The sequence below is a fragment of the Maribacter sp. IgM3_T14_3 genome (assembly GCF_049603095.1).
Classification (GTDB): Bacteria; Bacteroidota; Bacteroidia; order Flavobacteriales; family Flavobacteriaceae; genus Maribacter.
On the sequence record NZ_CP187138.1, the window covers coordinates 684,021 to 699,067 of the forward strand.

Below are 15,047 nucleotides of genomic sequence, written 5' to 3' on the forward strand. Positions count from 1 at the left end.
TTATGAGTGTTAAGGCAAAATATCAAGGTTTGTTAGATCTTGGTGAGCAATTAGGTATAAAAGACGGAAATGTAACCGTTGAAGGTGATGTTCTTAAAATTAAAGGACAAGCAAAAACTCCTTACGAGAAAGACCTAATGTGGGATAAAATAAAGCAATTAGGTGGTGAAAGCCCTTCTGATATTAAAGCTAATATTACTGTTGAAGACGATTCTGTATATCACAGACACGTTGTTAAAAGTGGTGAGTCTTTAAGCAAAATAGCTAAGCACTATTATGGTGATGCTATGAAATACAAAGCTATATTCGAAGCGAACACTGGTATCTTGAAAAACCCAGATGTTATTCATCCAGATCAAGTATTGGTTATTCCAAATAAATAGTATCGATACTATATAAATAAAAGACACTATCCCATTAACTGTGTAAGTTAAAAATAACAGGGGTTGGACTTTTATCTAAAGTCTGACCCTTTTTTCATAGATCGTCAGGAACTGATTTAGGATTATGCCCCAGTTCCTTACAGGCATCGACCACTTTTTGGTGGCCTCCCTTACCGCCAAATATACGGATTTCATCACGGCATCGTCCGTCGGGAAGGACAGCTTGTTCTTGGTGTACTTCCTGATCTTGCCGTTCAGGTTCTCGATAAGGTTGGTGGTATAGATTATTTTCCTGATCTCGATGGGGAACTCGAAGAACACGGTAAGCTCGTCCCAGTTGTCCCTCCAGCTTTTGACGGCATAGGAGTACTTCCCTTCCCATTTGTCCGCAAAGTCCTTTAGGGCGGCCTTCGCCGCAGCTTGTGTAGGTGCGTTGTAGATAAGTTTCATATCTGTTGTAAAGGCTTTTTTGTCCTTCCAGACAACGTACCTACAGGCATTCCTTATTTGATGCACCACACATATCTGGGTCTTGGATTCGGGGAACACGTTCTTGATGGTCTGGGTGAACCCGTTCAGATTATCGGTTGCGGTTATCAGGATGTCCTCGGTGCCACGGGCGCGTATATCGGTCAGTACGCTCATCCAAAAAGCGGCGGACTCGTTCTTGCCCAACCAAAGCCCAAGGACCTCTTTCTTACCGTCCCTGCGCAATCCTACCGCGATATAGACCGTTTTGTTGATGACCTTCGAGTTCTCGCGTACCTTGAACACGATCCCGTCCATCCAGACGATAAGGTATATCGGTTCCAATGGCCTGTTCTGCCAAGCGACGATGTCCCCGGAGATCTTGTCGGTTATCCTCGATATGGTGGATGTGGAGATATCGAAGTTGTAGACCTCCCGTATCTGCTCTTCGATATCGCTGTTGCTCATTCCCTTGGCATAGAGCGATACGATCACGTTCTCGATACCGTCGACCATATTACCGCGCTTGGGCACGATCATGGGGTTGAAACTGGCATCCCTGTCCCTTGGCACCGCGATCCTTGATTCCCCGAAGGAGGTACGGACTTTTTTGGTCGAATGGCCGTTACGTGTGTTCCCGTTCCTGGCCTTTCCATGTTTGTCATAATCGAGGTGGCCGTCAAGCTCGCCTTCCAGCATCTTCTCGATACCACGTTTTTGGAGTTCTTTCAGAAAACCGTTCAGCTCGTCACCGGTCTTGAACTGTTTTAAGAACTCATCGTTGAATAATTCCTCTTTCTTCATAATGGTGTGAAAATTTAAAGTTAAAAAAATAGCGGGGGCATGCCCCCGCTATTTTTTTATTTACACACTTTATGAGATAGTCCTAAATAAAAAGAGGTTAGCTTTGCTAACCTCTTTTTTTATGCTTGATGTTTTTCAATAACCCGAAGCGAGTGTTCATAGATTCTTTGAAACTGATCTTCTAATCCTAAATCACTATTATCAAACTCAATAGCATCATCTGCTCTTTTTAAAGGTGAAATTTCACGGTTACTATCAATATAATCTCGTTTTTGTACATTTTCTAATATATCGGCATAAACTACATCTTCTCCCCTATCCAACAATTCTTTATATCTTCTTACTGCACGTTTTTCTGGAGAAGCGGTCATGAAAATTTTAAGTTCAGCATCAGGAAAAACCACGGTACCGATATCTCTACCGTCCATAACTAGACCTTTATCTGCACCCATCGCTTGTTGCATAGCTACTAATTTCTCTCGAACAGCTGCTATAACCGAAACCTGACTTACATTTTTTGAAACAGGCATGGTTCTTATTTCCTTCTCTACATTTTCACCATTCAAATACATTTCGGCATACCCTAAGTCTGAATTAAAAATAAAGTTCAGTTCAATATCGCCTAAGGATTTCACCAATGCATCTTCATCAACTTCACCGGATTCAACAAAACCGGACTTCATGGCGAACAATGTAACTGCACGATACATTGCCCCTGTATCTACATAAACATATTCTAGCTTTTTAGCCAACTGCTTAGCCAAAGTGCTTTTTCCCGTAGAAGAGAATCCATCAATTGCGATAGTGATTTTTTTCATTGTTCCAAAAATATTAAGAAAAGCTGTATTACAACTCTTTCGCGTTTTTTACTTTAACATCGGTAATTGCAATATCAATTACTTCAGACATTTCTTTTACGTAATGAAATGTCAATCCTTTTAAGTAAGATTCTTTGATTTCTTTTATATCTCGCTCATTATCTGCACAAAGAATTATCTCTTTAATTTTTGCTCTTTTTGCAGCAAGAATCTTTTCTTTTATTCCGCCAACAGGCAATACTTTTCCTCGTAAGGTTATTTCGCCTGTCATCGCCAAGCTCTTTTTAATGCGCTTTTGGGTGAATAAAGAAACTAAAGAAGTTAACATGGTTATACCTGCACTCGGACCATCTTTAGGCGTTGCACCTTCTGGCACGTGAATATGTACATTGTACTTTTCAAAAACTTCTGGGTCGATACCAAAATGTTCGGCATTTGATTTAATATATTCCATGGCAATGGTAGCAGACTCTTTCATCACTTTACCAAGGTTACCGGTAATCGTCATAGCACCTTTACCTTTTGAAAGTATAGATTCAATAAACAAAATATCACCACCAACACTGGTCCAAGCAAGACCTGTTACTACACCTGCAACTTCATTATTTTCATATTTATCGCGCTCCATTTTTGGTGCGCCCAATACTTCTATAATAATCTCATTACTAACCTTTATTTCATATTCTTCTTCTGTGGCGATAGACTTAGCCGCGTAACGTACCATTTTTGCAATTTGCTTTTCTAAAGAACGCACTCCAGATTCGCGGGTATACCCTTCTACAATTTTCTCTAATTGCGGTTTACCGATTTTCAAATGACTGGCATTTAAACCATGCTCGGTCAATTGCTTAGGTAGTAAATGTTTTTTAGCAATTTCTACTTTCTCCTCAATGGTATAACCACTTACGTGAATAATCTCCATACGATCTCTAAGAGCTGGCTGTATACTACCTAAATTATTAGCGGTAGCTACGAACATTACTTTAGAAAGGTCATAACCCAACTCTAAAAAATTATCGTGAAAATCGCTATTCTGCTCAGGATCCAACACCTCTAACATTGCAGAAGATGGATCACCTTGATTACTATTAGACAACTTATCTATCTCATCTAGAATAAAAACAGGATTTGAGGTACCTGCCTTTTTAAGACTTTGAATAATTCTACCGGGCATAGCACCAATGTAAGTTTTACGATGCCCTCTAATCTCAGCTTCATCACGCAAACCACCTAAAGACATTCTTACATATTCTCTACCCAATGCTTCTGCTACAGATTTACCCAAAGAAGTTTTACCAACTCCAGGAGGTCCGTACAGACATAAGATCGGCGATTTCATATCATTACGCAGTTTTAATACCGCGAGATACTCTATGATTCTTTTCTTTACATCTTCTAAACCATAATGGTCACGATCTAAAATTCGCTGTGCACGTTTTAAATCGAACTTATCTTTCGAAAATTCTTTCCAAGGTAAATCTAGCATAAGATCCAAATAATTTCTTTGGATAGAATATTCCGCCACTTGCGGATTCATACGCTTCATTTTAGATAACTCCTTTTCAAAATGCTCTTTTACTTTCTTGCCCCACTTTTTCTTTTTAGACTTGATTTTCATCTCCTCTAACTCCTCATCATAAGAAACACCACCCAATTCTTCTTGAATGGTTTTCATTTGCTGGTGTAAAAAGTACTCTCTTTGCTGCTGGTCTAAGTCATTTCTAACCTTCGACTGAATATCGTTTTTAAGCTCTAACTTCTGCATTTCAACATTCATATATTTTAATGTCGCCAATGCACGTTCTTGCAAACTACTTATCTCTAATAACTCTTGTTTCGCCTTTACATCTAAATTAAGATTAGACGATACAAAGTTGATTAGAAATGAATCGCTTTGAATATTTTTAATAGCAAAAGATGCTTCACTCGGAATGTTCGGATTATCTCTAATAATCTTCAATGCCAATTCTTTGATAGATTCTATAATGGCAGAGAACTCCTTATCGTTCTTTTCTGGTCTAATTTCTTCGGTCTCTCTAACCGTAGCCGTTAAATATGGCTTTTTAGTCAAAACCTCGGCAATCTCAAAACGTTTTTTACCTTGAATGATGACCGTTGTATTACCATCGGGCATTTGAAGTACGCGTAATATTTTGGCAACCGTACCTAAGGTATTGATGTCTTGCACATCGGGGTTTTCGGTTTCTTCGTTTTTTTGAGAAACAACACCGATGACTTTAGAACCATTATTAGCATCTTTTATTAAGCGAATACTTTTATCTCTACCAGCAGTAATCGGAATTACTACACCAGGAAAAAGAACTGTATTTCTTAAAGGCAATATCGGTAAAGTTTCTGGCAAAGTCTCACTATTCATTTGCTCCTCATCTTCGGGGGTCAATAGTGGTATAAGCTCAGAATCTTGATCGATTCCCTGTAAGGACATATTGTCAAAATTTGAAAATTTAGAATCTCCCATACTCATATATCGGTCATTCTGTCATTAAACAAACAGAATTTTTTTTTAAAAATTATACATAAATGCTGTAGAAGCACTATAAATAAGGTTACTACAGCTTTTGCACCTTCACTTGCATAAAGGTATTTCAATTCTTGTGCCAAGTGAATTAATTCGTTTAACAATAAGATAGCTTTTAAATAGACTACCACAGCACAAGCCAATAAAACATACACAAAAAGTCTCTTTAGAAATCAAATGCTCCTTAAAAAGTAAAGAATTTTTAATATAAATTTTACCAAACTGTAACAAACCGTAAATTGAATCATCTTTCAATTAAACCAATCACTTTTTGAGCCAACAAAGAGAACATATTGATGAGCTAGTGCAATTGTGCATAGCCGGTAAACAGAGTGCACAGCTAGAAGTGTACAATAGGTATTACAAGGCTATGTTCAATACATCTCTCAGAATCGTAAAAGACACTGCCCAAGCAGAAGATATTATGCAAGAATCGTTTCTAAGCGCATTTACGAAACTGCATACTTTTAAAAGGGAGGTAACCTTCGGATCCTGGTTGAAACGCATTGTTATTAACAACAGCATACATCAATATAGAAAGCAACAGAAAAAGAATGAAGTTGCTTTAGATGAAGTATTGTACAAGGTCGAGGATAATGACGGAATTGCATCTGACCATGTGTTTACAGAACTAAAGGCTCAAAAAGTGATGGAAACCATGAAAGATTTAAAAGACAATTACAGAATTTCTTTGACCTTACATCTAATCGAAGGGTTCGATTATGATGAAATCAGCGAAATCATGAACATTAGTTATGCCAATTGCAGAACTACTGTTTCACGAGCTAAAGAAAGTCTTAGAAAAAAATTAATACTCGCGGTCTAATGAAGAAAGATAACATAGAACAGCTTTTTAATGAGCTACATGATAAAGTAGATTATGCAGAACCCACCAGTGGGCACCAACAGCGGTTTTTAGAAAAATTAAACGAAAGTAAAGGTGTTGCAACACTCGACCCAAAGAGAAAGAACCCTTGGATGCTCTTTTTGTCTGTTGCCGCTTCTATTGCTATTCTAGTATCTGTTGGAATATTTCAACTTAATACGGCAAGTAGCGTTGAAGATCAGGTTGCCGAGATTTCACCTGAAGCCTCTAAGACTCAATTTTATTTCGCAAATTTAATCGAACAGCAAATCAATGAACTGAACTCTGAGAAATCACCAGAAACAGAAAGAATAATTACTGATACCATGACCCAATTGAAAAAGCTTCAATTGAACTACACCAAAATGGAACAGGATCTTTTAAATGGTGGTAATAGCAAACTTATATTAAGTGCTATGATTACTAATTTCCAAACCAGAATAGATCTTTTAAATGAGGTTATGATACAAATTGAAAATATTAAATCAATTAAAAAATCGAATGATGAAAACTATACTATATAAATATACCTGGCTATTATTATTGGCGTTCACCACCGTCGCCACAGCTAACGACACTGATTTTGATGGTAAGCATACCAAAGAAAAAACCGTTAAAAAAGAATTTAATGTGAATGCTAATGCACTGCTAAAAATCAATAATTCTTACGGTAATTTAAATATTACTTCTTGGAACGAGAATAGGATTGTTATCGAAGTTCATATTAAAACCAATGGTAATAACGAAGAAAAGGTTCAAAAAAAACTAGATGAAATTTCTATTGATTTTGAAGCCAGTAGCGAACGTGTTTCTGCAGAAACCATTTTCAACAAAAGTAGTAATGGCTGGGGATGGAGTTGGGGAAACAATAACAATGTTAACATGCAGATCAACTACACCATTAAAGTCCCAGTAAAGAACAATGTAGATCTGAGTAACGATTATGGTAATATTAGCCTCGATAGAATTGATGGTCATGCTAGAATTAATTGTGACTACGGAAGGTTAGATTTAGGAGAGCTTAGAGGTCGTAATAATCGTTTAAATTTCGATTACACCTCAAAGTCTACGATTGGGTATATCAATAGTGGAGAAATAAGAGCCGACTACTCAGGTTTTACGATAGAAAAAGCAGGAAATCTTGCTATCAATGCAGATTACACCAGCGCAAGTATTGGCACTATGGATGATTTAGAATATACTAGTGACTATGGCAATATGGATATCGACGAGCTAAAAAACATTAACGGTAATGGCGATTATATTACTGTAAAATTAGGCACTGTACATGGTGATGTTTCTATAGTAGCAGATTATGGTTCTATTCGTATAGACGAGCTTGCAGCTGATGCCGGTAATGTGAATATTAGAACTGATTATACCGGAATCAAAATAGGATACCATAGCGACTATCATTTCGATTTCGATATTTCGACTAGTTATTCGGGAGTTAGCGGTAAAGATGATTTTACCATAAACATCAGTACAGAAAAATCTTCTGACAAGCATTACGAAGGTTTTTATGGCTCTAAAGGAAGTGGAAATAAAATGACGCTGTCAAGTGACTATGGCGGTATCAGTTTTAACAAAAAATAATCAATCAATCAATCAATTAAATATGAAAATCATGAAAAAATTAAGTGTAATAGTTTGTGCAGGTCTTTTATCTCTTTCTTGTTCAGCACAATGGGGAAAGACCATAAAAGGAAATGGAAATAATGTTACCATTGAAAGAAGTACTGGAGATTATGACGGAGTAGCAGTTTCTGGATGGTTCGATGTTGACCTAGTTGCAGGCACAGAGGGTGAAATTACCTTAGAAGGTGAAGAAAACCTATTAGAATATATCATTACCGAAGTTAAAGATGGCAAATTGGTCATTAAAACAGAAAAAGGTGTCAACCTAAAATCTAGCAACTGGAAATCTGGAATTCGTATTACCGTGCCTGTAGAATCTATAAGTTCTGTTGCTATGTCTGGATCTGGAGATATTGTTGGTAAAACAAAAATCAAATCAGATAAATTCAGTACTGCAATGTCAGGCTCTGGCGATATTACATTAGATATTGATACAAGCTCTTTATCTGCAACAATGTCGGGTTCTGGTGATATCGTTTTAAGCGGTAACACTACCGATTTTGAAGCCACTATTTCTGGTAGCGGAGATATCGAAGCGTATGACCTAGATGCAGAAAATGTAGAAGCAACTGTGTCTGGATCTGCAGATATTCAAGTAACTGCAAAGAAATCTATTAAAGCACGTGTTTCTGGTTCTGGAGATATTTCTTATAGAGGTAACCCCGAGAAAGTAGATACTAAAACCTCAGGATCCGGAGACATTTCTAAAGGCTAACATATAAAATCAAAATAGCGAACAATCAATTCAATGAAGCCTCTTTTATAGGGGCTTTTTTGATTCTTTTACTCTAGTCAACAAGAACATTCCAATTAAAAAGAAAACACCTAAGAAAATAATCGAGCTTCTCATGCTACCCGTTTTTTGAGCTATTACGCCATAAAGGAAAGTACCAATGATGATACCTATTTTTTCGGCTACATCATAAAAACTAAAAAAAGATGTCGTATCGGTAGTCTCTGGTAAAAATTTTGAATAAGTGGATCTCGACAATGCTTGTATACCCCCCATTACTAAACCTACACAACCTGCAGCAATATAAAAGTCGGTCGGTGTAATTACAAAATAGGCATATATACAAATAGCAACCCACAGTGCATTCACGACAATAAGTGTTTTAATATTTCCGAATTTTTCTGATGCTCTAGCGGTAACCGTCGCTCCTAAAATTGCCACAATCTGTATAACTAATATACTTACGATCAAACCTGTTGTTCTTTCAGAGTCTGTACCCCAAGCTATTTCTTCTTCTCCGAAATATGTGGCGATAAGCATTACAGTCTGCACGGCCATACTATACACAAAAAAAGCACCTAAATATCTTTTTAGTTTTACCTGCTCTCCTAGTTGATGCCATACCTGTTGAAGCTCTTTAAATCCGTTTAAAACTATATTGGTTCTTTTCCCTTCTTTTTTATATCCTTTCGGCAGATAATAAAAGCTGTATTGTGCAAAGAGTATCCACCAAATACCTACGGTTACAAATGAATATTTCATGGCCTTTATTTCAGCGGCGCCTGCTTCATCTGTAGTTATACCAAAGAAGTCTGGTTTCATGACCATCGCCAAATTAAAAATTAGTAGAATTACACTACCAACATATCCTAGTGTAAAACCTTTGGCACTAATAGCATCTTGCTGCCTTGGGAAGGCTACATCTGGCAGATAAGAGTTATTGATGGCAAAGCTTACCCAAAAGCCTACTAATCCGAAGAAATAACAAGCTAAACCTATATAAATATTCTCTAAAGAAAACCAGTACAATCCAATACATGAGAGTCCGCCTAAATAACAGAAAAACTTCATGAACATTTTTTTATTTCCGAGATAATCGGCAACACCTGATACTAAAGGAGTAACGATTGCTATAAAAACAAATGCTAAAGAAGTGGTGTAACTTATTAAAGGAGCTCTTGCAATTTCACCTCCAAAAATGGTTACTTTTTCAATACCGGCAACTCTAAAAAGTGCCCCATAAAATATTGGAAAAACTGCAGAAGAAATAACTAAACTATATACTGAATTTGCCCAGTCGTAAAAGGCCCATGCGTTCAATAATTTTTTACTTCCTTTTGCAACTAGTGTCTTCCCCATATAAAAAAATAAAAGCCGTTCATTTCTGAACGGCTTCAATATACAATAATCCTAAAGGTTTTAGTTAAATTTAGTTACTCCAAATTTAGCTGCTTCAGCCGCGGCATCTGGTGCCCAAGCTGTTAGGTTATTTATCCTGGTATCATTAGAAGGGTGTGTACTCATGAATTCTGGCGGTGCCTGACCTCCACTGTTCGCCTTCATACGTTTCCATAATTCTGCAGCTTCATAAGGATCGTAACCTGCAATAGCCATAATCTGTAAACCGATTCTATCAGCTTCGGTCTCATGCCCTCTACTAAATGGCAACATCCCTAAATACTGTGTACCTACACCATAAGCCTGATTGAACAAGCCTAATGTTTGTTGATTTTTAATAGCAACATTACCTGCAACAGCACCTACTTGTTGTAAGGTACCAGCGCTCATACGTTGTGCACCGTGATCAGCAAGAGCATGTGCTACTTCATGACCCATTACTACTGCAACACCAGTTTCTGATTGAGTAATTGGTAAAATACCCGTATAAAATACAATTTTACCACCTGGCATACACCATGCATTTACGGTTTCATCGTTTACCAAATTATATTCCCATTTATAATCTTTTAAATAACCCGGGTATCCGTTTGCTGTCAACCAACGCTCTGCCGCAGAAGATATACGTTGCCCAACCCTTGTTATCATTTGAGCATCGGCGGTACCGGTCACTACCTTATTTTCTGTCAAGAATTGATCATATTGCGCAAATGCGGATGGGAACACCTGACTGTTCGGATAAAAATTCAACGTTTTCTGACCCGTAAATGGGTTCACCTTACAAGCTGAAACGCCTATAAATACAAATACAATTAATACAAATTTTTTCATTTTAATAATTTTAGTTAATGGTAGAAAACTACAAAGTTATTGTTTTCCTGATAAATGCAATAAGGTAAAGTTTTTGTCTATTCGCAAATCATTATTATCGTTTATCGAAATGCTATCTAAATCTATACTTTCGTTATCTATCATTACGGAATCAATTTCAAAAGGAAGACCATGAAAATTCAGTTTCATCATCTTATACTCCGTTTCAAACGTCCCATCTTTAAATAATTGAATGGTCAATGAATTTTCTTTACCTGTTAATTTATAATTACTTAAAGAATACCTTCCTTTTTTATAATCGTACCCATCGTCTGAATCTTCATATACTTCAGAAGATTCTATACCTTCTTTGTAATACACTTCTAAAACCAATTCTTCAATTTTCTTTTCCCCTACATATTGTTGAATAGGATACTTCGGAATTATAGCACCGGCTTTCACAAAAATTGGGAGCATATCTATCTCTGCAGCTACCCATTTTTCTTTACCACCTTTTACAGGTTCGTTAGTCCAAAAATCATACCAATCTCCTCTCGGTATATACATTCTACGCCCTTGAGCATTGGGTTCTTGGATTGGACAAACCAATATTTTTTCTCCAAAAATAAACTCGTCGGTTCTAAAATGTGTCTGGTTATCTTCTTGATCAAAATACACTAAAGATTGCACCATAGGTATATTCTCTTTGGTGTATTTGTAAAACATGGTGTATAGATAAGGTAACAGTTGATAGCGAAGATTTACAAACTTTCTAACGATATCTGTTATCTCTGTGCCAAATGACCATGGTTCTTGATCGCCGTGATCACCACTTGAATGTACTCTACAAAATGGGTGAAAAACACCTAATTGTACCCATCTGGCAAATAATTCGCCATCTGGCTGTTCGGCAAATCCGCCGATATCTGAACCAACAAATGAATAGCCACTTAAACACATGCGCTGTACCTGCACGTTTGCTATCCATAAATGCTCCCATGTAGCAACATTATCGCCTGTCCAAGTTGAAGCATATCGTTGTGTACCTGCAAATGCGGCTCTTGTTATTACAAAAGGTCGCTTAGGGTAAACATATTTTTTAACACCTTCATACGTCGCCCTTACCATTTGCATACCGTACACATTATGTGCTTTTCGATGCGTACATGGGTGACCGTCGTAATCGTGTCGCGTATCTAAAGGTACTGTTTTTGTGGGTACTTCCATTACTGCAGGTTCGTTCATATCATTCCAAACGGCATGTACGCCCAATTCTGACATAAATTCCTTATACAGCTCTGCCCACCATTCTCGCACTGCAGGGTTTGTAAAATCTGGAAAATTGCATTCCCCAGGCCATACCTTACCATGCATTAAAGGACCATCTCCTCTTTTACAGAAATAATCGTTTTCTAATGCTTCATTATAAATCCAATAATCGCGATCTACCTTTATACCTGGATCGATCATGACCACAGTCTTGAAACCATCTGCCTCAAGTTCTTGTATCATTCTCTTTGGGTCAGGAAAGTGGTTTTCATCCCAAGTAAAACACCTAAAACCATCCATGTAATCTATATCTAGATAGATTGCATCGCAAGGTATTTTTAATCTTCTAAATTCGCTGGCAATGTCCTTTACATTACTTTCTGGGTAATAGCTCCATTTCGATTGGTGAAAACCTAATGCCCACATTGGCGGCAACTCGGGCGTACCGGTTAGACTTGAATATGAGCTGACCACTTTTGACATATCTGGTCCGAAAATGAAGTAATAATTCATCTCACCACCATCGGCCCAAAAACTGGTTATATTTCTACGTTCTTGAGAAAAATCGAATCCTGTTCGAAAACTATTATCAAAATAAATACCGTAAGCTTTGCCTTTATTTAAACCAACGTAAAACGGAATTGCCTTATAAAGTGGATCTTGTTCTTTGGCAAAGGCAAACTGATCCGTTACCCAATTTTCTACTCTTTTACCTTTAAGGTTACTGTGCATGGCTTTATCGCCCATGCCATAAAAACTCTCTCCCGATTGGGTGATTTTACTCAATTTTACGGTGTTACCACCATATTCGTAATTCTCTTCCCAATGAAAACCTAATTCGTCTTCACTGATAATATTACCTTCTAAATCAGAAATTTGGGTACGTAACGTTTTCTTATCGACAAGTATACTTAAACGAGCTGTAGCTATTATGTACTCTGTATCGTTTTCTACAACTTCTAACTTACTATACCCCATGGTTGCATCTGGGTCAATGGCATACGAAAAATCTGGTTCAAAATTATAATTGGTTGCGTACCTAAAACGAATAATACTACCTCTTAAAATTGTTATTTGTAAAACAACACCATTTTCAGTTGTGAAGTATAATTTATCTGAGTCTTGTGAAAATTCAACGATATGGTTTGGGTATAAATTGCCTTTATACTCAAGCTCTGTATTTGTAATCATGAACTTATAAATTAAAATATATCAAATTAATAGTACTTCCGAAAAACATTAAAGTCGCCTAAATATGATAAAACAGCTTTAAGTTATTTCAGTATTACAATACCTAACGGCGGAATTGTAATTTCAATCGATTTGTTATGTCCGTGAGCTGGTTTGGTAGAAGACTTTATTTTATTGTTCAAATTTCCGCCACCACCATATTTGGCATCATCACTATTTAAAACTTCTGTCAATTTTCCTTTTTTAGGATTACCGATTCTGTAATTCTCTCTCGGTACAGGGGTGAAATTACACGCTATAATTAAATCATTTTCCTCATCATGTCCTTTTCGTACATACGTTAAGACCGAGTTTTCGTGATCACCATAATCTATCCATTGAAAACCTGCTTCGCTAAACTGCTTCTCATACAATGCGGGCGCGTTTTTATATAGATGATTTAAATCTTTTACAAAATCTTGAATACCCTTATGACCATCATATTGTAATAAATGCCAGTCTAAACTTTGTTCAAAATTCCATTCTTCCGTTTGCCCAAATTCGCAACCCATGAACATTAATTTGGTGCCTGGGTGGGTAAACATGTAGCCGAACAACAACCTTAAATTAGCAAATCGCTGCCATTCATCGCCAGGCATTCTATACACCAAAGACTTCTTGCCATAGACTACCTCATCATGAGAAAAAGGCAACATAAAATGCTCTGTAAAAGCATAAGTCATACTGAAGGTTAGATCGTTCTGGTGATGCTTTCTATATATCGGTTCTTTTTGAAAAAATTGTAATGTATCATGCATCCAACCCATCATCCATTTCATACCAAAACCTAAGCCACCATGCTCAACGGGTTTTGAAACCCCTGAAAACGCCGTAGATTCTTCGGCAATAGTCTGCACACCTTCAAAACTAGAATAGACTGCTTCATTCAATTCGCGAATAAAAGATATGGCTTCTAAATTTTCGTTATTACCATATATATTTGGTTCCCACTCACCATCTTCTCTAGAATAATCTAAATATAGCATCGATGCAACGGCGTCTACACGAAGACCATCTACATGAAATTGGTCTAACCAAAATATGGCATTACTTATAAGAAATGCTCTAACCTCATTTCTACCATAATTAAAGATTAAACTCTTCCAATCGGTATGGTAGCCCTTTCTTCTATCTGGATGTTCATATAAATTAGAACCATCAAAGAAACCTAGACCATGAGCATCCTCCGGAAAATGAGATGGTACCCAGTCTAAAATTACACCTATATCGTTTTGATGAAAAGTATCTACTAAAAGTTTGAATTCTTCAGGAGAACCAAATCTTGAAGTTGGGGCAAAATAACCGGTTAATTGATAGCCCCAAGAGGGATCATAAGGGTATTCCATTATCGGCATAAACTCTACATGGGTATACCCCATATCTTTAACATAGTTTACAAGATCTACCGCAAACTCATGGTAAGTCAAAAATTTATTCTCTGCATTTTTCTTCCATGAACCTAAATGCACTTCATAAACAGAGTATGGTTTGTCTAATCCGTTTTTATCTTTTCGATAGCCCATCCAAGCATCATCTTTCCAATCATGCTCGGCAGTCCAAATTATGGATGCTGTATTTGGTGGGTGCTCGCAGTACCGTGCGAAAGGATCTGCTTTCTCTGTCCAAATATCATTATTGACAGATTGTATCTTGTATTTATAGACTTCGCCTTTACCAATATGGGGGATAAAACCTTCCCAAATACCGCTAGAATCCCATCTAACATTTAACTTATGGTCGTCTGAATCCCAAGAATTAAAATTACCTACGACCGATACAGATTTTGCAGATGGTGCCCAAACGGCAAAGTATGTACCTGCTACACCATGAACTTCAACCAAATGAGAACCCAACTTTTCATACAGGCGATAATGCTTACCACCTTTAAAAAGATCAATATCAAAATCGGTAAATAATGTGTGAACTTTTACGTTTGGCATATAATTGGTTTATTTTGGTAAAGCTAATCATCTTTTAAAGACGTTCGACTCTAATAATTTATAGTTAAGAATACAGCAGTTAATATCCGATTTATATATTTAAATACCAAAAATGGAACGCTTTTTGAAAGAACTATTCAAAATTTCAACGT

General features: G+C 36.9%; 12 protein-coding genes. 5 read left to right on the forward strand and 7 right to left on the reverse strand.

The window, feature by feature from the left end:
* Positions 1 to 2 precede the first annotated feature (2 nt).
* Positions 3 to 383 carry a LysM peptidoglycan-binding domain-containing protein gene (locus tag ACPF9A_RS03180; protein WP_424001580.1) on the forward strand — a complete coding sequence of 127 codons (381 nt, stop codon included), beginning with the start codon at positions 3 to 5 and terminating at the stop codon, positions 381 to 383.
* Between the two features lie 75 nt (positions 384 to 458).
* On the opposite strand, the gene ACPF9A_RS03185 is transcribed toward ACPF9A_RS03180, so the two are convergent.
* From ACPF9A_RS03185 to lon, 3 genes are all read right to left on the reverse strand, one after another.
* Positions 459 to 1,655, reverse strand: coding sequence for an IS256 family transposase (locus tag ACPF9A_RS03185; protein WP_423997793.1), 1,197 nt, complete (start codon positions 1,653 to 1,655; stop codon positions 459 to 461).
* A gap of 119 nt (positions 1,656 to 1,774) precedes the next feature.
* Positions 1,775 to 2,473, reverse strand: a complete 699-nt coding sequence (gene cmk / locus ACPF9A_RS03190) for a (d)CMP kinase (protein ID WP_424001582.1) — start codon at positions 2,471 to 2,473, stop codon at positions 1,775 to 1,777.
* Positions 2,474 to 2,501: 28 nt separating this feature from the next.
* Positions 2,502 to 4,952 carry an endopeptidase La gene (lon, locus tag ACPF9A_RS03195; RefSeq protein ID WP_424004411.1) on the reverse strand — a complete coding sequence of 817 codons (2,451 nt, stop codon included), beginning with the start codon at positions 4,950 to 4,952 and terminating at the stop codon, positions 2,502 to 2,504.
* 331 nt (positions 4,953 to 5,283) lie between these two features.
* Between lon and ACPF9A_RS03200 the strand changes: the two genes are divergently transcribed.
* Genes ACPF9A_RS03200 through ACPF9A_RS03215 form a run of 4 tightly spaced genes read left to right on the forward strand, consistent with a single transcriptional unit; the run spans position 5,284 to position 8,230 of the window.
* Positions 5,284 to 5,838, forward strand: a complete 555-nt coding sequence (locus ACPF9A_RS03200; protein WP_424001584.1) for an RNA polymerase sigma factor — start codon at positions 5,284 to 5,286, stop codon at positions 5,836 to 5,838.
* Complete coding sequence (locus ACPF9A_RS03205) at positions 5,838 to 6,401, forward strand: hypothetical protein (RefSeq protein ID WP_424001586.1); 564 nt, start codon at positions 5,838 to 5,840, stop codon at positions 6,399 to 6,401. Before ACPF9A_RS03200 ends, ACPF9A_RS03205 begins: the two co-directional genes overlap by 1 nt.
* Positions 6,382 to 7,473: a hypothetical protein gene (locus ACPF9A_RS03210; RefSeq protein WP_424004413.1), complete on the forward strand. Its 1,092-nt coding sequence runs from the start codon at positions 6,382 to 6,384 to the stop codon at positions 7,471 to 7,473. The genes ACPF9A_RS03205 and ACPF9A_RS03210 overlap by 20 nt, the downstream gene beginning before the upstream one ends.
* A 31-nt stretch (positions 7,474 to 7,504) precedes the next feature.
* Positions 7,505 to 8,230, forward strand: coding sequence for a head GIN domain-containing protein (locus ACPF9A_RS03215; RefSeq protein ID WP_424001588.1), 726 nt, complete (start codon positions 7,505 to 7,507; stop codon positions 8,228 to 8,230).
* Positions 8,231 to 8,275: 45 nt separating this feature from the next.
* Here the strand turns inward: ACPF9A_RS03215 and ACPF9A_RS03220 are convergent, their stop codons facing one another.
* The 4 genes from ACPF9A_RS03220 to glgB all read right to left on the reverse strand — a co-directional run bounded on the left by ACPF9A_RS03220 (position 8,276) and on the right by glgB (position 14,895).
* Positions 8,276 to 9,607 carry an MFS transporter gene (locus ACPF9A_RS03220; protein WP_424001590.1) on the reverse strand — a complete coding sequence of 444 codons (1,332 nt, stop codon included), beginning with the start codon at positions 9,605 to 9,607 and terminating at the stop codon, positions 8,276 to 8,278.
* Between the two features lie 60 nt (positions 9,608 to 9,667).
* Complete coding sequence (locus ACPF9A_RS03225; RefSeq protein ID WP_424001592.1) at positions 9,668 to 10,477, reverse strand: M48 family metallopeptidase; 810 nt, start codon at positions 10,475 to 10,477, stop codon at positions 9,668 to 9,670.
* Positions 10,478 to 10,513: 36 nt separating this feature from the next.
* A complete protein-coding gene (locus ACPF9A_RS03230; protein WP_424001594.1) occupies positions 10,514 to 12,916 on the reverse strand; it encodes a glycoside hydrolase family 31 protein in 2,403 nt (800 codons plus the stop codon).
* A gap of 83 nt (positions 12,917 to 12,999) precedes the next feature.
* Positions 13,000 to 14,895, reverse strand: coding sequence for a 1,4-alpha-glucan branching protein GlgB (glgB, locus tag ACPF9A_RS03235; protein WP_424001596.1), 1,896 nt, complete (start codon positions 14,893 to 14,895; stop codon positions 13,000 to 13,002).
* Positions 14,896 to 15,047 lie beyond the last annotated feature (152 nt).

Excerpts from the sequence above, each read along its gene's own strand:
- ACPF9A_RS03180 (WP_424001580.1), top strand. The coding sequence starts at position 3 with ATGAGTGTTAAGGCAAAATATCAAGGTTTGTTAGATCTTGGTGAGCAA.
- ACPF9A_RS03185 (WP_423997793.1), bottom strand. The coding sequence starts at position 1,655 with ATGAAGAAAGAGGAATTATTCAACGATGAGTTCTTAAAACAGTTCAAG.
- cmk (WP_424001582.1), bottom strand. The coding sequence starts at position 2,473 with ATGAAAAAAATCACTATCGCAATTGATGGATTCTCTTCTACGGGAAAA.
- lon (WP_424004411.1), bottom strand. The coding sequence starts at position 4,952 with ATGGGAGATTCTAAATTTTCAAATTTTGACAATATGTCCTTACAGGGA.
- ACPF9A_RS03205 (WP_424001586.1), top strand. The coding sequence starts at position 5,838 with ATGAAGAAAGATAACATAGAACAGCTTTTTAATGAGCTACATGATAAA.
- ACPF9A_RS03210 (WP_424004413.1), top strand. The coding sequence starts at position 6,382 with ATGAAAACTATACTATATAAATATACCTGGCTATTATTATTGGCGTTC.
- ACPF9A_RS03215 (WP_424001588.1), top strand. The coding sequence starts at position 7,505 with ATGAAAAAATTAAGTGTAATAGTTTGTGCAGGTCTTTTATCTCTTTCT.
- ACPF9A_RS03220 (WP_424001590.1), bottom strand. The coding sequence starts at position 9,607 with ATGGGGAAGACACTAGTTGCAAAAGGAAGTAAAAAATTATTGAACGCA.
- ACPF9A_RS03225 (WP_424001592.1), bottom strand. The coding sequence starts at position 10,477 with ATGAAAAAATTTGTATTAATTGTATTTGTATTTATAGGCGTTTCAGCT.
- ACPF9A_RS03230 (WP_424001594.1), bottom strand. The coding sequence starts at position 12,916 with ATGATTACAAATACAGAGCTTGAGTATAAAGGCAATTTATACCCAAAC.
- glgB (WP_424001596.1), bottom strand. The coding sequence starts at position 14,895 with ATGCCAAACGTAAAAGTTCACACATTATTTACCGATTTTGATATTGAT.